The sequence below is a fragment of the Anabaena sp. WFMT genome (assembly GCF_051781005.1).
Lineage (GTDB): Bacteria > Cyanobacteriota > Cyanobacteriia > Cyanobacteriales > Nostocaceae > Anabaena.
On sequence record NZ_JBPWOA010000002.1, the window covers coordinates 305,359 to 327,696 of the forward strand.

Annotated in this window: 21 protein-coding genes and 1 pseudogene; 12 read left to right on the forward strand and 10 right to left on the reverse strand. The window is 36.0% G+C overall.

Features of this window, described 5'->3' with window-relative positions; all coding sequences use genetic code 11:
• The first annotated feature begins 26 nt into the window (after positions 1–26).
• A complete protein-coding gene (locus ACSQ6I_RS01605) occupies positions 27–458 on the forward strand; it encodes a hypothetical protein (RefSeq protein ID WP_438888523.1) in 432 nt (143 codons plus the stop codon).
• A gap of 283 nt (positions 459–741) precedes the next feature.
• On the opposite strand, the gene ACSQ6I_RS01610 is transcribed toward ACSQ6I_RS01605, so the two are convergent.
• Complete coding sequence (locus ACSQ6I_RS01610; protein ID WP_438888524.1) at positions 742–2,220, reverse strand: PAS domain-containing sensor histidine kinase; 1,479 nt, start codon at positions 2,218–2,220, stop codon at positions 742–744.
• 45 nt (positions 2,221–2,265) lie between these two features.
• On the opposite strand from ACSQ6I_RS01610, the gene thiD reads away from it, so the two are divergent.
• Positions 2,266–3,093, forward strand: coding sequence for a bifunctional hydroxymethylpyrimidine kinase/phosphomethylpyrimidine kinase (gene thiD / locus ACSQ6I_RS01615; RefSeq protein ID WP_438888525.1), 828 nt, complete (start codon positions 2,266–2,268; stop codon positions 3,091–3,093).
• A gap of 121 nt (positions 3,094–3,214) precedes the next feature.
• Entirely contained in the window at positions 3,215–3,817 is a 603-nt protein-coding gene (locus tag ACSQ6I_RS01620) for a hypothetical protein (protein WP_438888527.1), read from the forward strand.
• Positions 3,818–3,883: 66 nt separating this feature from the next.
• On the opposite strand, the gene ACSQ6I_RS01625 is transcribed toward ACSQ6I_RS01620, so the two are convergent.
• On the reverse strand, positions 3,884–4,678 hold the full coding sequence (locus ACSQ6I_RS01625) for a type 1 glutamine amidotransferase (protein ID WP_015216508.1): 795 nt from the start codon (positions 4,676–4,678) through the stop codon (positions 3,884–3,886).
• 331 nt (positions 4,679–5,009) lie between these two features.
• Between ACSQ6I_RS01625 and ACSQ6I_RS01630 the strand changes: the two genes are divergently transcribed.
• The 3 genes from ACSQ6I_RS01630 to ACSQ6I_RS01640 all read left to right on the forward strand — a co-directional run bounded on the left by ACSQ6I_RS01630 (position 5,010) and on the right by ACSQ6I_RS01640 (position 6,784).
• Positions 5,010–5,411, forward strand: coding sequence for a hypothetical protein (locus ACSQ6I_RS01630; RefSeq protein ID WP_438888528.1), 402 nt, complete (start codon positions 5,010–5,012; stop codon positions 5,409–5,411).
• A gap of 514 nt (positions 5,412–5,925) precedes the next feature.
• Positions 5,926–6,555: an HPF/RaiA family ribosome-associated protein gene (locus ACSQ6I_RS01635; protein WP_438888529.1), complete on the forward strand. Its 630-nt coding sequence runs from the start codon at positions 5,926–5,928 to the stop codon at positions 6,553–6,555.
• Between the two features lie 4 nt (positions 6,556–6,559).
• On the forward strand, positions 6,560–6,784 hold the full coding sequence (locus tag ACSQ6I_RS01640) for a hypothetical protein (RefSeq protein ID WP_438888530.1): 225 nt from the start codon (positions 6,560–6,562) through the stop codon (positions 6,782–6,784).
• 284 nt (positions 6,785–7,068) lie between these two features.
• On the opposite strand, the gene ACSQ6I_RS01645 is transcribed toward ACSQ6I_RS01640, so the two are convergent.
• Complete coding sequence (locus ACSQ6I_RS01645; RefSeq protein ID WP_438888531.1) at positions 7,069–7,530, reverse strand: pyridoxamine 5'-phosphate oxidase family protein; 462 nt, start codon at positions 7,528–7,530, stop codon at positions 7,069–7,071.
• Between the two features lie 406 nt (positions 7,531–7,936).
• On the opposite strand from ACSQ6I_RS01645, the gene ACSQ6I_RS01650 reads away from it, so the two are divergent.
• The 3 genes from ACSQ6I_RS01650 to metK all read left to right on the forward strand — a co-directional run bounded on the left by ACSQ6I_RS01650 (position 7,937) and on the right by metK (position 12,696).
• Complete coding sequence (locus tag ACSQ6I_RS01650) at positions 7,937–8,521, forward strand: DUF5132 domain-containing protein (protein WP_438888532.1); 585 nt, start codon at positions 7,937–7,939, stop codon at positions 8,519–8,521.
• On the forward strand, positions 8,481–11,441 hold the full coding sequence (locus ACSQ6I_RS01655) for an HAD-IC family P-type ATPase (protein WP_438888533.1): 2,961 nt from the start codon (positions 8,481–8,483) through the stop codon (positions 11,439–11,441). The genes ACSQ6I_RS01650 and ACSQ6I_RS01655 overlap by 41 nt, the downstream gene beginning before the upstream one ends.
• A 64-nt stretch (positions 11,442–11,505) precedes the next feature.
• Positions 11,506–12,696 (forward strand): methionine adenosyltransferase, encoded by a 1,191-nt coding sequence (gene metK, locus ACSQ6I_RS01660; RefSeq protein ID WP_438888534.1) that lies wholly within the window; start codon positions 11,506–11,508, stop codon positions 12,694–12,696.
• A 202-nt stretch (positions 12,697–12,898) separates the two neighbouring features.
• Here metK and ACSQ6I_RS01665 read toward each other — a convergent pair whose 3' ends face one another.
• From ACSQ6I_RS01665 to ACSQ6I_RS01675, 3 genes are all read right to left on the reverse strand, one after another.
• Positions 12,899–14,551: a pseudouridine synthase gene (locus ACSQ6I_RS01665; RefSeq protein WP_438888535.1), complete on the reverse strand. Its 1,653-nt coding sequence runs from the start codon at positions 14,549–14,551 to the stop codon at positions 12,899–12,901.
• 65 nt (positions 14,552–14,616) lie between these two features.
• Positions 14,617–16,431 carry an ATP-binding protein gene (locus ACSQ6I_RS01670; protein ID WP_438888536.1) on the reverse strand — a complete coding sequence of 605 codons (1,815 nt, stop codon included), beginning with the start codon at positions 16,429–16,431 and terminating at the stop codon, positions 14,617–14,619.
• Between the two features lie 485 nt (positions 16,432–16,916).
• Positions 16,917–17,603 (reverse strand): alternative oxidase, encoded by a 687-nt coding sequence (locus ACSQ6I_RS01675; RefSeq protein ID WP_438888538.1) that lies wholly within the window; start codon positions 17,601–17,603, stop codon positions 16,917–16,919.
• A 698-nt stretch (positions 17,604–18,301) separates the two neighbouring features.
• Between ACSQ6I_RS01675 and ACSQ6I_RS01680 the strand changes: the two genes are divergently transcribed.
• The 3 genes from ACSQ6I_RS01680 (at position 18,302) to ACSQ6I_RS01690 (ending at position 19,126) form a co-directional block, all read left to right on the forward strand.
• The gene (locus tag ACSQ6I_RS01680) at positions 18,302–18,532 is read left to right on the forward strand and encodes a hypothetical protein (RefSeq protein WP_438888540.1); all 231 of its coding nucleotides are present in this window, start codon (positions 18,302–18,304) and stop codon (positions 18,530–18,532) included.
• Between the two features lie 187 nt (positions 18,533–18,719).
• Complete coding sequence (locus tag ACSQ6I_RS01685; RefSeq protein ID WP_015216521.1) at positions 18,720–18,920, forward strand: type II toxin-antitoxin system HicB family antitoxin; 201 nt, start codon at positions 18,720–18,722, stop codon at positions 18,918–18,920.
• Complete coding sequence (locus ACSQ6I_RS01690) at positions 18,917–19,126, forward strand: type II toxin-antitoxin system HicA family toxin (RefSeq protein WP_438888541.1); 210 nt, start codon at positions 18,917–18,919, stop codon at positions 19,124–19,126. The genes ACSQ6I_RS01685 and ACSQ6I_RS01690 overlap by 4 nt, the downstream gene beginning before the upstream one ends.
• A gap of 212 nt (positions 19,127–19,338) precedes the next feature.
• On the opposite strand, the gene ACSQ6I_RS01695 is transcribed toward ACSQ6I_RS01690, so the two are convergent.
• The 4 genes and pseudogenes from ACSQ6I_RS01695 to ACSQ6I_RS01710 all read right to left on the reverse strand — a co-directional run bounded on the left by ACSQ6I_RS01695 (position 19,339) and on the right by ACSQ6I_RS01710 (position 22,062).
• Positions 19,339–19,566, reverse strand: a complete 228-nt coding sequence (locus ACSQ6I_RS01695) for a type II toxin-antitoxin system MqsA family antitoxin (RefSeq protein WP_438888542.1) — start codon at positions 19,564–19,566, stop codon at positions 19,339–19,341.
• Positions 19,563–19,724: pseudogene (locus tag ACSQ6I_RS01700) on the reverse strand (DUF4258 domain-containing protein); the annotation flags it as partial. The gene ACSQ6I_RS01695 and the pseudogene ACSQ6I_RS01700, both read right to left, overlap by 4 nt.
• Positions 19,725–20,087: 363 nt before the next feature.
• On the reverse strand, positions 20,088–20,771 hold the full coding sequence (locus ACSQ6I_RS01705) for a hypothetical protein (RefSeq protein WP_438888544.1): 684 nt from the start codon (positions 20,769–20,771) through the stop codon (positions 20,088–20,090).
• A gap of 142 nt (positions 20,772–20,913) precedes the next feature.
• Positions 20,914–22,062, reverse strand: coding sequence for an alanine--glyoxylate aminotransferase family protein (locus ACSQ6I_RS01710; protein ID WP_438888545.1), 1,149 nt, complete (start codon positions 22,060–22,062; stop codon positions 20,914–20,916).
• Positions 22,063–22,338: the final 276 nt, after the last annotated feature.

Consider the following 22,338-nt stretch of genomic DNA (forward strand, 5'->3'; position numbering starts at 1 on the left):
CTGGAAAAAATTAAGAATTACGAATTATGGAACGTGGTCTTTTATGGTTGCCTTTATTAGTGGCATTTTTCTGGTTAGCGTGGCAAGGTTCCCAGGAATTTAAGAAACTTGAAGCTTATCGAATTTGGGCAGAACAGTTTGAACGGGCTAAATATGATATTTATGCAGTATTAGCTCAAAAAGGTAATGATATCACTTGGGGAAAACCTACAACTAAAGGACCCATTGAATTAGAAACTTTTTCTTTATTGGATGTTCAAGAAATCCGCTTTTTGGTAAATGGTAATTCGGTAGATATAGAAAATCCACCCCAAAAAGGTCGAAAAATTGAATTAGAGTTTTTATTTACTGCTGATAAATCAATTCGTGTTCCGTTTACAGAAGTTCCTTTAGCAGCAAAATGGGGTAAGTTTTTGCAAGGGACATTAAAGAATTTGCAATCAGGAAATAGTGATTAAAACTGAAATTTATAAGCTTATTTTTAACGAAAATCAGTGTGTCTCACTCAACCGAGAACCGCTATATTGGCGCGGTGCGTCACATAGAGAAAATCTGTTATGTGCTAAATTATCGGGTCTGACGTGGTTGGTGAGCTTGCCGAACCACACCCTACAAGAAATAAAATCTATAACTCATATTTGATAGATTTTGTCAATGAGTAAGTCCTATTCCAATTAAAAAAATACTCAACAGCTTATTGCTGAAAATATGAAGCTGTAAAATATAAGAAAAGCCAGAAATTTAAATTGAAGATTTAGACTGGGTTTGACGAATAGGAATTTCAATCACAAACTCTGCTCCTTTTCCAGGAGAAGAAATACATTTTAACGAACCGTTATGTTGTTCATTAATAATCTGATAGCTGATATATAAACCTAATCCTGTACCTTTACCAACTGGTTTTGTCGTGTAGAAAGGATCAAATACTCTTTGTTGTATTTCTGCTGACATTCCCAAACCATTATCAGCAATGCAGATAGTGATATAATCAGAATTAGATATATGAGTAGAAATGTGAATTTTGGGTTCGGAAATGGGTAATCTAGAGTTTTGAATTCCTATTCCCTCCAAAGCATCTATAGCATTAATTAAAATATTCATAAATACTTGATTGAGTTGTCCTGGAAAACACTCAATTAATGGCAAATCACTATATTCTTTAATAACTTGAATTCTAGAAATCTGCGGCTGATTATTGAAACGATGTTTCAAAAGCATCAACGCACTATTAATACCGTCATGAATATTAGTAGGCTTTAACTCAGCTTGATCAAGATGGGAAAATGTCCGCAAAGAATCAACAATTTGTTGAATACGTTCTGTACCAATTGTCATAGAAGAGATAAGATTTGGTAAGTCTTCCTGCAAAAAATCCAGTTCCATAAGTTTGACTTGCTCATGGATTTCATTAACTGGATGCGGATAATTAATCTGATAAAGTTCTAATAATTTTAGTAAATCTTGGGTATATTTATTTGCATGGATAAGGTTGCCAAAAATAAAGTTAATAGGATTATTAATCTCATGGGCAACTCCTGCTACTAATTGACCTAAAGAAGACATTTTTTCACTTTGAATTAATTGAGATTGGGTGCGTTGTAGTTTTTGTAAAGTAGCTTCTAATTCTAATGTTCGCTGTCTAAGTTGAGTTTCTGATTCTCGTAATTCTTCCTCGGCTCGATGACGATCAGTAACATCACGACTTACACCCAACATAGCAAAAATTTCCCCTTTAGTATTACGTAAAGGAATTTTGCGTGTATCTAAAATATATAAACTACCATCACCAGCAGGTGCAGGATCATAAGGATTATGTATTGTTTCACCTGATAAAACTAGTTGATCATCTGTGCGAAATCCACGAATTTTTTTATCGGGATTACCAAATACTATTTCTTCGGAAGTACCTAGCTCTACATCATCTTTACCAAGCATCTCTTCAATGGTTTTACCAAGTGAATTAGCTACGGTCTGATTAACTAGAAGATAACGATAATTTTTATCTTTGACAAATACCCAATCAAGGGTTTCCTCAATGATCATTTTAAATAGGGAAGATTGCTCTTCCATATTTTGTAAATCTTTTGCTAATACTGCCTTTGCCTGTTTACATTCTTCTAGCTCTTGTTGTAATTGATGATGATGTTCTAATACTTTTTCAAGTTCAGCGACACGTTGACGTAAAAAAGCAATTTCCTCATTTGGAGATTGATTGGACATAAAACAGTAATATATATGTACTTTTAATATTTAGAATTTATCATAATGACAACAACCAAAACTTTAATCCCTGTTGCTTTAACTATTGCCGGTTCGGATAGTGGTGGGGGTGCGGGAATTCAAAGCGATTTAAAAACTTTTGCTTTCCATTGTGTTCACGGAACAAGTGCTATTACTTGCATTACAGCCCAAAATACTCTCGGTGTGTCACGGGTTGATGCAATGCCTTCAGAGGCTGTGGTGGCGCAAATTCAGGCGGTAGTTGAAGATATCGGTGTCCAAGCTGCGAAAACGGGAATGTTGCTAAACCAGGACATTATTTTGGCTGTAGCCCAGCAAGTAACAGCTTTTCAAATTAATAACTTAGTAGTTGATCCGGTGATGGTATCACGAACAGGGGCGCAGTTGATTGATGATGATGCTGTGCAAACTCTCAGTCATGAACTTATTCCTCAAGCGGTTATAATTACACCAAATCGTTATGAAGCACAGATTTTAAGCGGGTTACAGATTGATTCTCTAGAAGATATGCAAGCCGCAGCCCAAATTATCCATAAAAAATTAGGAAATAAGGCTGTTTTGGTTAAAGGTGGGGGAATGTCTGGAAATTTGCGAGGGGTGGATATTTGGTTTGACGGGGAAAAGTTGGAGACTTTAACGACGCAACAGGTAGAGACAAAAAACACTCATGGTACTGGTTGTACTCTATCAGCTGCGATCGCTGCTAATCTAGCTTTAGGCAAAGATTTATGGACAGCAGTCCAACACGCAAAGCAATATGTAACAACTGCACTCACCTACTCTCTTGATATTGGCAAAGGACAAGGGCCTGTAGGACACTTTTTCCCGTTGTTGCAAAAAAGCAACGTTTAGAAATGGACTCAAAGCTAAATAATTGCCCTCAGAGAGTTTTTGGATTATAGTCTCCGGGATACCTTTACGCTGATAGTATATTTTGTTAATCTAAAGTCCTTATTTTTATACAATATTCCCAATGCGAACAACTACAGGTCATGTTCACCGTCAACCACCTACTCCCAGTTATTCCCCCTCTGTACCCCTTCATGTGTACCGGGAATTAGCAACAGAGTTACAAGCAATACAATCAAAGTTAGATGTAGTTACTACCCACAATCAAAAGTTAGCCCAAGAAAATCAACTCCTGCGTCAAGAAATTACTAAAGTTATTCAGGCTTTTAATCACCTGCAAAATTTAGTTGAATCTTCTAATATACCTATTCCTGAACCAAAACCACGTATTAATACTGAACTAAAACAGGTAAGTCAGCCCCCAGTTACAGCCGCACCTCCACGTCAACAGGCTTCTCGTCCCCGTCCACCCGCAGTTACAAAAGTTCCACCAAGCAAAAGCCGACGAGAGGAGTTTTCTGTACCTATTATGGATATGAATTTCCCGGTATCAGAAACGGTATTTGTCGAAGAACAGGAGGTACGCTATTATCCCACTCCAGAGTCAGAGTTGAAGGGGCTTAATGGTTGGTGGTTAATAATTACGATTGTGTTAATGATGATTACTGGTTTTGGTGCTGGGTATTTGATTGTGCGTCCTTTGTTGCAAAACCAGAATAATTCGTAATTACTCAGCACCCAGCACTCAGCACTCGGTACTCATAACTCGGTACTCGGTACTCACAAATCGGTACTACCTACTAACCTTCAACCGCTTAAACATCGCTTCTCTTCCTTGCATTGCCAAGGTATCATCTAAAGGTGAAAGTTTGATTTCTTGCTGATACTTTAACCGCAAAGCTGTTTGAATTAACCAGTCGGCAACAAAGGGATTTTTTGGTAGTAATGGTCCGTGAGAATATGTAGCGATCGCATTTTGATAAAACGCGCCTTCTGTGCCATCTTCACCATTATTACCTAAACCGTATACCACACGCCCCAAAGCTTCCACTTTCCCTAATTTGGTGCGTCCACCGTGATTTTCAAAACCGACTAGATAAGGTTTTGTCCCTGTCATTGCTTCGAGTTCTTGGGCTAGGCGTGATGCTGTAACTTCTATAACTAAATTACCTATGCAACGTTTAGTATTTTCACCAGGATGAATAGAAACTAAATCTAGTATTCCTAAACCTTCAATTCTTTTCCCAAAGGCTGGTTCATAATAATTTCCCAGCAGTTGGGGAGAACCACAGGTAAAAACTCCCGGTGTGCCATTTTCAATTTTTTCCCGCATTGCGTCAGCTTTTGCACCTTGCAAGTCGCGCATAACAATCTCTTGCTGACGGTCTTGTGCGCCTCCACCGACGATCACATCTACTGATTTTATATCATTTGCAGTGGAGTTTTGGTCTAGGGGTAAAACGGTCACATCATAGTCCCGCCATTGGGCGCGGCGTTCTATAGTTATAACATTTCCGCGATCGCCATAGGTACTCATCAACTTAGGATATAGCCAACCAATAATAATTTCCATCTGTGCAGAACTCATAAATCCTCACTTTAGCAATTCCAATTAATTTGCGTTCAATGTTAGCTTATTTTTGGTGTTGCTGATTTAAGGTACGAATTAGCCTCACGCTCCAGATGCAGAGGCACAGAGAGTAAGAGTTTGAGAGATGGAATTTTTGATTTTCATATTCCTATTCAGCAATACTTTATTTTTTATATTTACCATAATTTCTAGATATTTTGTATTTTATGTAACAGTTTTATTATCACCTTGTGCCGATAATTTTTAAGGAGCTAGGCAAAAAATTTTACTGCTTCTGTTGAGATTACAGAGGTAATCAGGTTTATTTCCCAACCAAATACATCAATATATGGATTGTAAAACTGCAACTTTGGTCTACCAAACGGAAAATCATCTAGAAAAAATCCAGGAGATTTTTCCAGAAGCTTGGAAGTTTTTAGAAGAACAAGCTTTTGCTTATGTTCAAGGTAAAGCACACGAATTTGATTCTGCAATTAAAAATTTAGTTGGAGAAACCAAGTTTAAATTTAGAATGGTTCATCGAGATGATCAAGACCAATTAACAAAAGATTTAGGTGAATTATTAGGTGATATCACCTCCAGATTATTACTAGAAAAGCATTTTTCAGAAGTTGTTGGCAAGCCTATTTTCTTTAGCACAATTTGTTGTAGTAGTCATCTTACCACTGACCATGAATTGAGTTTAGAAGAAGTTTTACCTTTACAACGTGCTGCGGTGAAACTGCAATAACTCAACCCCAACCTCAGAACATATTTTAAATGTCTACGGTTGTATCGAAATCCCCCCTAGCCTTGAAAAGGGGGGATTAAATCAGTGATAAAACAGTTTCAGACAGGGATTTAAACCCAGACTGTAGCTTGCTTAGAGTAGGGTAACTAAAACTACCTGTAGACGTAGGGGTCTTAAACCCTTTCATTTACCAAAAAATCCTTCATTCCGTGAAATCCTTAAATCTGTTAAATCAGTGATAAGCTTCTCCAAGTCCTACTTTCTAAGGAGGATTTAGAGTAAGTCACAAAATAAATAATCCTGTCTTGCACCAAAAATAGGTAATCCTCACAGAATAAGCTGTTAACTCTAATTGAACTCATACTTAATATATATACATAGATTTTAAATATCTTCCCTTTAGTCAGAGTAAAAATTCGAGGATTTATCTAAAATCTATAAATGGCAAACCTATATATAAAAAGATGTACACACAATTAGATATTTGAATACTGCCTATCTGGATGAGAAAAGCATGAAAATTACACCAGCAATTACCTATCGCAATCTAGAAAAATCAGATGCGATTGATACCTTAATTCAGGAAAAAATTGCCAAATTAGAGCATATTTGCAATTACATTAATAGCTGTCAAATTGTTATTGAAAAAATACATGAACGACCTCGCAGTGGTTCTCCTTATCGTGTGCGAATTGATCTGACAGTTCCCCATGGTCATGAATTAGTAGCAGAAAAAAATCCTGGAGAGGGTATTCAATATCAACCTCTAGATGCAGTAATTAGAGAAACCTTTGATGCCATGCGTCATCAATTAGCTAAACTTACCCAACTTCAACGTGCAAATGAACAATCTCATAGAAGCGAAGAAGCACAAGAAAGTATAGCTTTTGTGACTAAATTATTTCGACAAGATGGCTATGGCTTCCTCAAATCTTTAGATGGTCAGGAAGTTTATTTCCACCACAATAGCGTTTTACATCATGACTTTGATCGTTTAGAAATTGGTACTGGTGTGCATTTTTCCCTAGAACAAGGTGAAGAAGGCCCCCAAGCAAGCACCGTAAAAATAGTTGATAAACCTGGTGTTCGTGCTGGTAAATCATCAAAAACATTGATTGAACCGCCCTTAGATTGGCAGGAATAAGTACATGACTACACAAATTGATGAATTGAAAACAACTGCATCTCAATTACTCGCTGCTATGCTATCAAATCCCCACATTTATCCCCAAATTAGTGATACAGGAGGATATGGAACTATGGAACAGCAGTTAATTATTCTGGCTGTGGAAATGGCAGAAAGCTTAATTCAGCATATCGAAAAAGCTCATCCACAAAGTGAACCGAAAATAATGCCAAATAAAGCTAAATAAATAAAAATTTGTAGTTAGTACTTCATTCTTAACTACAAACTATGATGAATCATCATAATGGGCGATTTTCCATCACCACAACTAAAATTTCTGTTAATATTTCTTTCCTCCTACTATCTGTCTTTGTCAATATTCTTTGCATAAATCTGGCAATTCGACAATCTTACCATCAGGCATAAATCCCCAATAGTTATAGCAGTGGACAAGGCGATTAGGACATTAAACGATGATACAACTTAGACACCAAAAGGCTTTTAGCACTATCACCTGTCACCTGCTATATATTACCTATGTGAGAGTTCTAACAAACTAATTGTTTGTGATCTAAAACTAGATGGACTATCCCAATAATCTGCTTTATTGATATTCACCTTCAACAAAGCCAGATTAGGTTCATCTATTCCCTGGGGAAACCAAGTTTGTAATTCTGGTTGCCATTTTTCTTGTAATTTATTCCTATCTCTTACCAGTTCGGCTGTACCTACAATGGAAACATATCGCTGCTTATCAGGTGAAGAAAAACTCACATTCACCTGTTGACGGTGTTCAATTTCAAATACTTTATGAGAATCAGCAAAGGTAAAAAACCAGAGTCTACCATCAGAATCAATTCCACTAAATATAGACATAGGACGACTATGTACACTACCATCATCATCAACTGTGGTTAACATGGCATGATCAATGTCTTTAATTAGTGTACGCAACTGTTCAATTTGTTGATTACGGTCTTTTAATTTTGTCATTGAGCTATTTTTTAGTAAATAATGTTGAGGAGGAAACCCAGTTTGAGTCTTTATTAACTATCTTTTTTAGTATTAATATTTTTAGGTTTATAATTCATGAGTCTAGAGATGTAAATTTCAGTGAATAAGCCTACTAGTCTCATACCAAAGAAATATACTGACAGATTCATTAGGACTAAAGCTGCTTATCACACTCAATGTAAGATTTTAGGGTGCGTCAAACTCTAAACTTCGCTAACAATCAACATATTTTCGGCATCTGACATAACCTACTAATATACCAGTTACATAATAAATAGTCCTATTCAGAATTGATATCTATACGGACATAATATAACTTGAGAATGATGAAAATAGGTAAAAATTACTTTTATAATGATAATGTGCTGACGATGGAGATTGACAAATGGCATCTACATTAGACATAATTTTTGAAGGTTTGACAGCAATACTTTTCTCACCTGTAATTCTACCTGTTGCATCAGCAATAAAACAGCCTGTAGTCCAAAATACTATTAAAGATGGTCTGCTTTTATCTGAGAAATATAAGGATGCAGTTGCAGAAATCGTTGAAGTATTTGCAAAAACAACAGCAGATACTAAAAAGGAAAAACTAGAAAATTTTCAATCTAGAACTTCTCTCAACTATTTTAAAAATGGCAAATCAGAAGTAGCTGATGATGTCATTAATATGATTTCCGATATAAATGCAGATGTCGGGAAAATGACAAGTGGTGTTGCAGATTTGCGGGTGATATTACCTCTAGGAATTGCTTTACTTTCTATCAGACAACTGTTGAGAAAAGGATTAGAACTAGACGAAATTCCTTGGTATATATTGGCTTGGTATGCTTTTGATATTTTCACAAGACTGAATTATGAGGATGAAACTCGGTTAAGTAATTTATCAATTAATACTGTTTCAATGGAATTTCAGGAGCAACAGAGTAGTGATTCAAGCAATACACCACAGTATCAAAGGGAGAGCTAGATTTAAAATCAAAGCGCTTTATCATTCACCATCTCTAAAAACATATTTAGAGATATGCCTTGTCAAGCATTCAGAAATAAATTACGTTTCTGCTAACGTATTAACCGGAAATATTCTGGTTATTTTTAAAGAGAAAAATAGCCATAAACAAATTGCATCATTAATTGAGCAAGCCTTATTAGATTATAAATCTAAGGCTAAGATTCCTCAAGAAAATAAATTATCTAAAAATGTCAAAAAAGAGCCGATAAATGTTGTTAAGTACCAGCAAAAAAGTGAAGATTGGCATTTAATGACAGTAGATAATGTTCTGAAATCATTAAATATTTCCAGTATCTCAGGTTTATCTAGTGAAGCTGCTAATATCAACCTCAATAAATATGGCAAAAATGTATTATCAGCAACGGTAACACGTTCTGAACTAAGGATGTTAATTGAGCAATTTAAATCATTGCCAGTTGCTTTATTAGGTATAGCGGCAGGAATTTCTATTTTTACCGGGGGAATGATTGATGCTGTAGTAATTTTGGGTGTAGTAGGATTAAATGCTGCGATTGGTTACACCACAGAAAGTCAGTCAGAACGCATTATTAATTCCCTGAAAAATCGGACAGAAAAATTCACTTGGGTAATTAGAGATAGTCATCAAATAGAAATTCCTACAGAAACCGTAGTTTTAGGAGATATTTTAGTTCTTAAAGCTGGTAGTTATATTGCCGCAGATGCCCGCATTATTGAAGCAGATAATTTAAATATTGATGAGTCGGCTTTAACTGGGGAAAGTCTGCCTATAACTAAAACAACTACATCTTTAAATGGTGAAGATGTACCTTTAGCAGATCGTTTAAATATGATTTATAAAGGGACATTAGTTATTAATGGACAAGGATTAGCTGCGGTAGTAGCTACAGGCAACTTTACCGAAATGGGTAAAATTCAGCAACTAGTTGGTGAAGCCACAACAACCCAAACTCCTCTTGCTAAACAATTAGATCAAGTGGGTAGTCAAATAGTTTTAATTGGTATGGGATTATGTGGGTTAGTCTTTGGTTTGGGAATGTTACGAGGATATGGTTTATTACCAATGTTGCAATCATCTATATCTTTAGCAGTTGCAGCAGTTCCCGAAGGTTTACCTACAATTGCTACTACTACCCTAGCTTTAGGCATTCGTGATATGCGAAAGAATCACGTTCTGGTTCGCAGTTTAAATGCAGTAGAAGCATTAGGTTCGGTGCAGACTATTTGCTTGGATAAAACTGGAACACTCACTGAAAATAAAATGTCAGTTGTGGAAATTGTCACTGACAGTAAACATATTCAAGTAAATAACGGTAACTTTATTTCTGGGGAAGAAAATATTAATCCTTATATCTACAATGAATTATTAAAATTGATTCATGTTGCAGTTCTTTGTAATGAAAGCGAAGTTAGTCAACAAAATGATGAGTATGTAGTGACAGGTTCAGCAACAGAAAATGCTTTGATTTATACAGCAATTAGTGCGGGTGTGGATGTCATTGCATTGAAAGAAAAATATCCCTTGTTGCAAACTAATTTGCGTTCAGAAAATCGCAACCTAATGAGTACAATTCATGAAACTCACAATTGTCACCAGATGGTTGCAGTTAAAGGCAACCCTGCCGAAGTTTTGCAAATTTGTCATAGGTGGATGAAAACCGGGCAAATAGTACCTTTAACAGCAGAAGATCGACAGAAGATGGAAATCGAAAACGATCGCATGGCAGGAAAGGCGCTCAGGGTGCTGGGAGTAGCTTATGGTTATATTGAGGAAGGCAATAATAGCGATAATCACGAATCAGACTTGATTTGGTTGGGTTTGGTGGGAATGGCAGATCCGATTAGAAAGGGTGCAAAGGAATTAATTGCAGACTTTCACCAAGCGGGAATAGATACCGTGATGATTACTGGTGATCAAAGTCCGACAGCTTATGCGATCGCTAAAGAGTTAGAATTAAACCGACATCCTCAACTAGAAATTCTCGACTCCAACAACCTCGATAATCTCACTCCGCAAGCGTTAGCAGCACTCAGCGACAAAGTAGACGTTTTTGCCCGCATCAGTCCTAGTAATAAGCTGCAAATAGTTCAAGCATTGCAGACATCCGGTAAAGTTGTCTCCATGACCGGTGATGGCATTAACGACGCACCAGCATTAAAAGCTGCCCAAGTCGGTGTAGCAATGGGTAAAGAGGGAACTGATGTAGCCCGTGAAGTTGCAGACATCGTGTTAGAAGATGACAAATTAGAAACTATGATGATTGCTGTCAGTCGAGGCAGAACAATTTACAACAATATCAGAAAATCTGTGCATTTTCTCTTAGCTACAAATCTCAGCGAAATCATGGTGATGACAACCGCTACCGCAGTAGGTATTGGTGAACCTTTAAATGCAATTCAACTCCTATGGTTGAACTTAGTAACTGACATTTTCCCTGGACTTTCTTTAGCTATGGAAGCACCAGAACCAGACGTATTAAATCAACCACCCCGCAACCCCAATGAACCGATTATTAAAAATACCGACTTTGGCAGAATTGTGTTTGAGTCTGCCGCTATATCAATTAGTACTTTAGCAGCTTATGGTTACGGTATTTTTAAATATGGGATTAGCCCTAAAGCCAGCACAGTTGCTTTCATGACTCTTACTTCCGGGCAATTACTACATACTATTAGTAGCCGTTCCGAAAAACATAGTATTTTTAGTCAAGAAAAATTACCACCTAATCCTTATTTAAATACTGCGGTTATTGGTTCTTTTGGGATTCAATTACTAGCTTTAACTATGCCGCAGTTACGGAGTTTATTAAAGATTGCACCATTGAATATGGTAGATACTGCTGTGATTACTAGTGGTGCATTGTTACCTTTATTGGTAAATGAAGGAACTAAAAAATAAATTAATTAATAAAGATTACGAACCGCAGAGACACAGAGAACGCAGAGAGAGGAGAATTTTTTTTATGAAAAAAGATTTTATGTTTACGTCAGAATCGGTAACAGAAGGGCATCCTGATAAGCTTTGTGATCAAATTAGTGATGCGATTGTAGACCGCTTTTTACAACAAGATCCCTACGCAAGAATAATTACAGAATGTGCAGTATCTACAGGCATTGTTTTTATTGCTGCTAGATTTGAACCAAGTGCAAATGTAGATTTTACGAATATAGCTAGACGGGTAATTGAACAAGTTGGTTATCAACAAAAGGAATTTAATGGTAAAAATTGTAGCATTTTAACTAGCTTAACAGAATTACCTCCTGAAGAACATCATTTATTTAATGAAAAAATTCTTTCTGATGCAGAAATAGAAAAAATTACTGTTACTAATCAAGCTACAGTTTTCGGATTTGCTTGCAATCAAACTGATACTTTAATGCCTTTACCTATTTGGTTAGCACATAAACTAGCCAGACAAATTAGTGAGGTGAGAAAGCAAAAAATTCTCCCCTATCTGACACCAGATGGTAAAACTCAGGTAGGAGTTGAATATAAAAATCGTAGACCTTATAGAATTCATAGTATTACAGTTATCGCTAGTCAAAATCAACCGACAAAACCTGATTTACAACAATTACGTGATGATATTCTAGAAAATGTAATTGATCCTATTTTTGAAAGTGAAGAAATTAAGCCAGATGCAAAAACTAGAATATTTATTAATCCTGATGGACGATTTATTACTGGTGGACCTACAACTCATGCAGGTTTAACAGGTCGAAAAAATGCCATTGATACTTATGGTGAATATTCTAAACATAGTGGTTCAGCTTTAAGTGGTAAAGACCCAATTAGAATAGATAGAATTGGGGCTTATGCTGCCCGTTATGCAGCTAAAAATGTAGTTGCAGCTAAAATTGCTGATGAGTGTGAAGTGCAATTAAGTTATTCAATCGGACTTTCTCGTCCTGTGAGTGTGCAGGTAGAAACCTTTGGAACTGGTAAGATTTCTGATGAAAAAATTACAGCAATTTTAGAAAGAAAATTTGATTTTCGTCTCGCAGGAATTATTAAGCAATTTGACTTGAGATTTTTACCTTCATTAACAAAAGGTGGTTTTTATAGTAAGCTTGCTGCTTACGGTCATGTGGGTAGAAGTGATATAGAATTACCTTGGGAACAGGTGGATAAAGTTAATATTTTTTTAAATTAGTACAACACAATTATCTTAATAACTTTCTATTACCTGTACTCTAAGAGGAATAGATTATATAAACAAGTTCGGATAATTTATCTTCCCAATTACCAATCACTATCACGGATTTTCAGGATTTAATGATTTTCACTGATTTCAGAGTTTTTACCACCAATTACCAATTACCCATTACCAGCCCCAACAAATATGAGATCATTTTTTAAAATGGTGTTGCTGTCTGGAGATGAATAGTTTTCTCTAAATGGGGATGATAAAAACTCAGTTCTCTCGCGTGCAGATATAGTCTACAAGCATCAATATTACAACCATACAAGCGATCGCCCAAAATAGCTATACCCAATCCTCGCACATCAGCAGCATGAACCCTCAACTGATGGGTGCGTCCTGTCAGAGGGATAAATTCTACACGGGTATAGTCACCTGCTTTTCCCGTAACCCGGAAGCGCGTCAAGCTGGGTTTACCCCGTTCTAAATCAACTTTTTGATAAAGACTCTGTTCAGGATTTTTCCACAATGGTAAATCAATAACACCTTCTGCTATAGCGAGGGAACCTGCAAGTATAGCTTCATAAACTTTATGAATTTGCCGTTTTTCAAATTGCTGACTTAGTTGAGAATAGGTAAATAAATTTTTAGCTAATAACAAAATACCAGAAGTATCTTGATCTAAACGATGTACCGTCATTAATTCCATATCATACAAATTCCTCAATCGGCTCAAAACACTATCTTGGTTATAAGAATAACGTCCAGGTACAGACAACAATCCTGGTGGTTTATTCACAGCAATTAACCATTTATCTTCATAAATAACCCATTCACCAATAGAACTGATAATTTCCTCTTTGTTGATTAAAAATGGGATAATAGGGTTGGATTTTCCTGATAATAAAAACCCCATTAATGGCTGACATCTTTCTGCACAAGCACCATAAAACTGTCCCTGAATTTTATCTTGTACTGAAGATTTACCCCACCAAAATTCAGCCATTGCTAGGGGTTTTAGTCCGTGAGTTGCAGCATAATGTAACAACTTAGGAGCGCAACAATCCCCTGTACCTGTAGGTGTTCCTCCTGGTAGTAATTGCTGTAAAGATAGAGATTTTCCAGAAAAATTAGTTAAGCTATAAACAGCGTGCATCTGTGTTTGTAATTGTCGAGATAGTTCTTTGCGTTGTTGTTTGAGTTCCCTAATTCTGTCATCTGCACCCTTTATAACCTGCTGAAATGGTTGCAAAACTTCATTTTGACGACGTTTAAAGTATTTTCGCTCAATCCCCTGTTGACGGCTTTCTGCTTCCAGTTCTTCAAGAACTTCTATTGTCAAATTTTCGCCACATTGCTGACGTTTTTCCTGTCGTTGTTTTTTACTTTGGCTATGTTGGCAACTCATTATTTGTAACTGCTGTTTAAACTCAGTTAATAATGTTTGATATTGTTCGCGTTCTGGAAGTTGTTGCAGATGAATTATTTCTTGTTTAATTGCTTCCAATTCAGCTAAAGTCTGTGCTTCTGCTAGTGCAACTTCTTCACGTCCCGGAATAGGTGGAACCCAACCCTCATGCACACTACAACCATGTAATAAACCAGAAAAGGCTTTAATTACCCCTTGTTCACCATTAGATAATTCGACTAGTAATATTCCATACATTTTACCTTCATAGAAATAAAAGTAATTTTGCTGAAGTTGCTGCATTAAAACCTCAGCTATAGCTTCAGCTAAAGGAGTGCGAGGTAGTCTCAGCAGTTCCCCAGTTTGAGGACATTTCCCTTCGTAATAATAGCTGGGAGGTGGAGGGAGAATTGTGGAATTAGGGTTAATAAAATCTGACAGGGGGTGGATCAATTTCATAAAAACTTTCAGCTTTATTTTTAGACCATAAAAATACCATAAATTATAATTCTCATCTATAGCAATTAATGATTCTGCTGAATTGGCAACTCAATAATAAATTCTGTTCCCTTACCAGATTTAGTAATACATCGCAAATTACCTTTATGCTTTGCAGTCACAATTTGATAGCTGATTGATAAACCAAGTCCTGTTCCTTTACCCACTGCTTTTGTTGTGAAGAAAGGATCGAATATCCGATTACGACTAGCTTCGGGAATTCCCATACCATTGTCTGTGATATGAATAGCAATGCGATCTTTTCTGATCATTTTTGTTTGAATATGAATTTGTTTATGCCCATTATTTTGCTCTTGATTATAATGTGGATTGTTATACTCTTCTAATGCATCAATTGCATTACTTAGAATATTCATAAATACCTGATTTAGTTGACCTGCATAACATTCAATTAATGGCAAATCACTATAGTCTTTAATAATTTCAATTTCAGCAGATTCTGGTGTTGCTTTAGTTCTATGTCGGAGGATTAATAGAGTATTATCAATACCTTCATGGATATTTACTTCTTTCATTTCAGCTTCGTCTAGTCGAGAGAAATTCCTCAAAGATACAACAATTTCACGAATTCTTTTAGTTCCTATTTCCAGAGAAGAAATTAGTTTAGTAGAATCTTGAAGAATAAAGTGTAAATCTATATCTTCAATATAATATTGAATCTCATCAGCCGGTTGAGGATAATATTTTTGATATAAATATATTAATTCAATTAAATTTTGCAAATATTCATGAAATGGCTGAATATTTCCATGTATAAAGTTTATAGGATTATTAATTTCATGAGCTACACCAGCTACTAGCTGTCCTAAACTTGACATTTTTTCAGTTTGAATTAATTGGATTTGAGTTTGCTGAAGTTTTTTTAGTGTTTGCTCAAGTTCTTCGGCTTTTTGTGTTAACTGTAGCTGAGATTTTTTTAGCTCAATTTCTGTATTACGTCTATCAAGAATTTCATTTTCTAGATCCTGATTGACTTGGAAAAGCTCAGATGTTCTTTCGGTAACTCTAGATTCTAGAGACTGATAAAAATTACTTAACTTCAAGGTCATTTGATTAAAATCATTTGCTAATTGTTCGATTTCATCATTAGTTTTAATATCTAAATGATAACCCAAATTTCCCGCACTAATTTTTGCTACTCCAATTTGGAGTTGATGCAGTGAAAGAATAACTGGAATAACAATAATAATCAATTGAGCTAAGAATACCAATAATATACCCAAAATACCTGCAAACAAAAAGTTAGCATTTATTGTCCTGATTTGTCTAACTTTTTTAATTGCTATATCATCCTGTTTTTGAGCATTTTGAGAAATGATATTTAAATAAAAATCAATATCTTTTATATAAGAGTTAATCGCTTGTACATCCTCCTGAGATATTACCAAAGTATTTATATTACTATCTATCTCATTTACTAAACGCGTCAGAAAATCATGCCGACGACGTACAACCAATAACTCTGATGTTTTGTTTATTAATAGTTCTAATCTATCAAGATCAATTATAAAATTAGACCTGATTTGCTGATATTCTATCATGCTTGTAGTGTTGTGATCTAAAACTACAAAATCCTTGAGTATTAGAGCTTGATCTTTCAGAGATTTTTCCAGACTATGAGTAATAGTAAGTGCCTGTGCAGTTTTTTTATGCGTTTTTTCCGCAGCTATTCCGGCGTGATGTAAATAATAAGCACCACTACCTATTAAACAGATCAGCGCAGCAAATATTGTCGAAGATCCCAGAAATCGTTGCCAAATCTTCATACTCATGATTGAACTTAACTTCAATTTGGTAGAGCTATTTCTTAGTTGTTTCATCTAATTTTGCTTGCAACTGCCTAATTGGTTCATAGGAAATATCCTATGGTTTTTTAACCTGAAACTGCGACAATATCTGCTGGAGCATCAATGCGTGCTTGTTTCAGAGCATAGAATTTATGCTTATAATTACCTATTGTCTTAAAATAAGAACATTATCCGGGAAATTATGCACGATATACACTTTTAATCAAAGTAATATCACTAGGGTTTGCTCTCTCGTTACCTGGATGTAAATTTTGGTTGCTTGCTAATAATTAAGCTTAAATACATTTCTTTACTGTATTAATGCGTCAAATCTCGCTATGTTCTTAAAGGGCTGCGTAGCGTCTCCTGAATTCTACTGTATGTAGTTTATAAATTGGTTTTTCTAATAAAAAAATATGCAATTAGTAATAAATTTCTATAAATAAAATAGAGTTACAAATAATAACTCCGACTTCTTGAAAAATCGAAGTTATTATTTTTTATATCGTTATTTTAGACTAGTGAGTAGATAAAACTTCACTATCCTTAATGTCAGATTGGGGCAGAGCATGAGGACTCTTAAACGTGAGTTGAGCATTTGTTTGTTGACAAACAACCATTGTTTTGACGTGTTCCATTTCATCGTCACGAATGGCCACAAAGACATCATAAAGATTATCAACTTTTGGACGGCGTGTTTCTGGTGAGTTAGCAGTTTGAAACTCATCAAACATATACAAATCACCATCACGATAGTAGCTAATTGCTACTGCTGGTGCTGGTTGTAATTTCAATTCGGCTTCGTGTTCTGTCAAAAATTTTTGGTAGCTGTCATAAGCATGATTTTCTACCAATTCCATGAAATTATAAGCAGAACTAGGAGAGACAATATAGAGCGCAACTATAATCCAGTAATAAATTAGTGCGGTTGTTCTTGCTAATATGCGATCGCCCCAAAATTGCGAACCTCCCAAAGATTCCATGATCAACAGGTGATGCAACTCATTCCAGGATTCGGCAAAATGCACTTTTAGCCAATCGGCTTTCCGCCAAATTCCCAGTGTTTCGTAGAGGTGCAGAACTGAGAGATAGGAAAAATAAGGGACTCGTGCAACGGTTTCCAGGACATAGAAGCGAGGATAAGGGCGATCGCGATAAACCGTATTAATAACAAAAACAAGTATCCCCACAAGTAACTTAATCATTGTCAATCTCCATTAAATATCAATTTATGAGGTATTGCTCGAATTTTCAGCTTCTTTTTAACACCTCCAACCCTAAACAGAAAGTTTGAGGATCTTGTGAGGATTACTGAGGAAAATATAAATAAATTGTATAATTTTTTATTAAAATAGCCCACAGGAAATTGACCAACTGCTCAAATATCTGTGTATTACTGCTGTATACTAGCTGTGTGTAAGGTTCAATTTAATTTAGGGTAATGAATAACGATTTACTCGCTTTTTTCGCAGGTGTGGGTTTACTGATTGCCTATCTCATCTTCTCTGCATTAACAGAAATGGGTACTAAACTACCTAGAAAAAAATAACTCATGACTGCTTCACATTTCTCAACTCATGAAGTGGCACAAAAGATTTATAAATAATTTAAAATGAGTTAAAGTACCTATTTTCGGGAATTGTGGCAAATGCGAGATCCACAGAAGAACCATATTAAAATTGATCCAGCTACTCTGGTTTTGATTGTTTCTGCTTTGATACTCATACCACTGCTGCTTGCTGGTTTTTTAGGACAATAAACTAGAGATGCTCTTTTTTCAGGATTAGAAATTACACCTCAACAAAATTTTTCAACAAGCTGGAATTGATTAAATGTCAGAATCAGGATTTACAATTGATTTTTTTAGTAAAATAGACTGATATAGTTGAAAAGGAAATTTTTTATGTCATCTCCAGCAATTACCACAGTAATTCAAATGATGGAATCTTTATCTGAAGATGTACAAGAAAAAGTTGTAGAACATCTTCGAGAATATCTTGAAGATTTACAAGATGAGTTAAAATGGGATAATTCATTTAAGAAAACTCAACAAACATTGATTGCATCTGCTCAACGTGCTAAAAGAGAGATAGCAGAAGGACTTGCAAAGCCAATGGACTACGACAAGTTATGAAGTCCGCAACTCTTCCTTCTTTTTGGCATGAATATCAGTCTCTTGACAAGCAAGTTAGACAGAGTGCGAGAAAAAAGAAAGCAACAACAATCTATCTACTAGCATTATCTGTGTTAAAAATTAGGTTCATTAGTTATTGCACCTAATCCACTCTAGAGTAAAATATCGGTATTTGGAAGAAGTAGTCATGAAAATAAAAGCAATTATCTGGGAAGAAGACGGTGTATGGTGTGGTTCTGTACCAGCTTTACCAGGATGTCATACCTGGGGGGAAAGCTACGAACATTTATTAGAAATGTTGAAAGATGCTGTTCAAGGTTGGTTAGAAGTTGCTAGTCAGCAAGAAGAAATTGAACCACAAAAACAGTTGATTGAGTTATCTTTATGAAATCGGTTTCTGGCAAATCTCTGTGTAAGATTGTTGAACGTTATGGATGGAATTTAAAACGGATAACTGGTAGTCATCATATCTATGCTAAGGAAGGTATGAGTGTTATTCTTTCTATTCCTGTTCATAGTAATCGTGATCTACCCAATGGTACACTGAGAAGTATATTGAAAGATGCTAGTTTAACTGAGGAAGATTTAGATTAATTTCATTGTCTGAATCAGGATTTTCAAGATTAGACGATTAACAGGATTGTGTTGGTACGTTTATCTTGTTAGATTGTACATTTTGTAAGATTAGCGATTTTTCTTCATCCTATAAATCCTGATATGGCTTGCGCCACGCTACGCTATCAGACAGTTATATTTTACAGCTTACAAGTCTAGATATAAGACACAAAAATTAATCAATAAAAACACTAAGCTGCATATCTAATAATTTCTAATTCTGCTCCATTATTAATAGCTAATTCTGCTTTTTCTAAAACCTGTTCGGTAACTGTATCGCTTAAATAATATTCACCACAGTTATCACAAATTTCTGCTGGAACTTTTTTCAAGACAATAATACATTTATCTCTTTCTAATGTCACAGTTACTAAACCTGGTTTGGTTTCTCCATGCTTACAAATTACGCATTTCATCATCTTAGTCTCTTAGTTGTAAATCCATCCAACCAAATATTAGCATCAGGAATATAAGCCGTTACTACATATCCTGTATCTGTAGCTTCATCATAGGAAAATACAACATGAATTCCTTTATCTTCTATAAAATCCAATATTAAATAACTGCGGTATTGTGTATCATCAGGGTTTTCTTAACTTAACAGTATTTGGAATATAAGGTACATACTGTTTAAATTATTAATTCTTAAATAGGGCGACCACAAAGGCTACAGAAAGTCTCTCTGGGAGCATAAGTACCAGCAGCTATGTGTTTTCCTCTATACTCCTGAAACTCTGATCGGGGATTATGTAGCAAATATTGAATAAGTTCATGGACTTCTGCTTCTGAAAGTTTTGATTCAATTTCTAGAGCTAATTTTCGTATGGAATTAAAACAAATACAACGTATTATTCTGCTACGTCTACGTCTATACAGCATTTTGCTACCTCTACATATTTTCAGTTAGGAAGATTTTTGAGTGTAAGAAAATAAGAAATCATTAAGGTGTGCGAGAAAGTTGCTGTCCGCAATCTTCACAAATTCCTTGTAGTTTGTTTGTTTTCACTTTTTTTATTAAAGCTTTTGCACTATCTGTATTTAAAATTTTGGAGCCAGGTATCCACTCTTGATAGCAAGACCCACATTTTCCATTCCTATTTCGCATTGTATCTTGTTGGGCTATTAGATTCATCCAAGGGTCGATATGAACTTGCTCACGCTCCAGTTCACCCTTTAAAGATTTTACCTGTTGCATCAAGTTTTTTAATTTGTTAGCTGCTTTCTCTGCTTCTTGTCCATTGTTAGTATTTTGGAGATTAGTTAGAGATTCGAGATTCTCTTCAATATCTGGAATCAAAAGTGACAATTTTTGAGGAATTTCAATACTCAAACTAAGCTGATTATCCCAGTTAAATGAGAAACCGAAAATAACCCACACCCAACTAGATACAGAGCATAAACCTGAAAACACAACAAGTATAGTTCTTAATACAGCATTATCCCAAACGAATGTAGCCGAAAGTAGGCCTGGAGCTACTCCTAAATTTATGAATTCTCTAACTCTTTTCCATTTAGTAAGTTGAGTAGCTCTGAGACGATATGCCACAGCTAAGTGGTTTGCATCTTGAAGTGCAAACCAAGCATCTTTGCGGACTGTTTCGTATCCATTAGTAAAGCCAGTCAAGAGTACACCCAGTAATTAAAATAAGATGATTGCTTTAAAAGTATAGCATTTTTCAGTAGGATTTAGTATACCAATACATACTGATTTACACCTTTCCATTAGGTGCGCTAACTCACAGCTAACGCACCCAAAAACAATAATCTTACTTACCCAAAACCTCTTTCAAAGCCTCAACCAACTTATCCACACTTTCAGGACGACTATTAAAACCCATCAAACCCACACGCCAAACTTTACCCGCAAGTTCCCCCAAACCGCCGCCAACTTCAATGTTATGATCAAGTAATAACTGCCGTGCCACAGCCTTTCCATCTACCCCTTCAGGAATGCAAACAGTAGTTAAAGTTGGTAGCCGATATTCCTTCTCAACGTGCATTTTTAAACCGATTTCTTCCAAGCTTTCCCAAAGATATTCGACATTTTTTTGATGCCGTTGCCAGCAATTTGCTAAACCTTCTTCTGCCACTAAACGCAATGCTTCCCGTAAACCATAATATAAATTAACCGGGGCAGTATGGTGATATATGCGTTCTGCACCCCAATATTTCCCCAACAACAACATATCCAAATACCAGTTCGCAACCTTAGTCTCACGCTTCTGCAACTTTTCCATAGCCCGCGCACTCATGGTAAACGGTGATGCACCAGGAGAACAACCTAAACCTTTTTGACTGCAACTATAAGCTAAATCAACTCCCCATTCATCCAAAAAGATGGGAACACCACCTAAGCTAGTTACAGTATCTACTAATAGCAATGTGCCATGTTTGCGGCACAACTCACCCACCTCTTCTAAAGGTTGACGTGCGCCGGTGGAGGTTTCCGCATGAACTAAAGCTAAAATCGCGGGTTTATGGGTTTCTACTGCCGTACTGATTTCATCTAAATTGAAAACTTGTCCCCAGGGTTTGGTTATCGTTCGCACATCTGCGCCATATCTTCCTGCCATATCTACTAAGCGATTACCGAAATAACCAGCTACACCAATTAATACCACATCTCCCGGTTCTACGGTGTTAGCTAAAGTGGCTTCCATTGCGGCTGTACCAGTGCCACTGACGGCGATAGTATGGGGGTTTTCTGTTTGCCATACGTAGCGTAGCAGAGATTGAATTTCATCCATGAGGGCTAAAAATGCGGGATCTAGATGCCCTATGGGTGTGCTATTCATCGCCTGTAATACGGCTGGATGGGCATTGGAGGGGCCGGGTCCAAGTAATAGACGGTGGGGGATTTCTAGGGGTGCGATCGCTAGACGCTGACTATCGTTGATGACTATGGTGGATGTCATAAATTTATTCACGGTTCAATATTAATTGCATGATAAAACGATTAGATTACCGATGTTTTTATCAGTTTCATGATTGTCTATCATTCGTAGGAAGAAACCATATCCCCAAAGTCTTAAAGTGGATGTAACAAGCTGTTAAGGCGATCGCTTCAAGAGTTATCATGAGTCAAAACGTTCTAGCTTAAAACCCTTAGAAGGGGCAAATCGGTCACTCAGGCGCAAATTAGACCTCAAAGGAGAAATAGCCTTAGCTACTGCTTTAGCATTCTCATTATT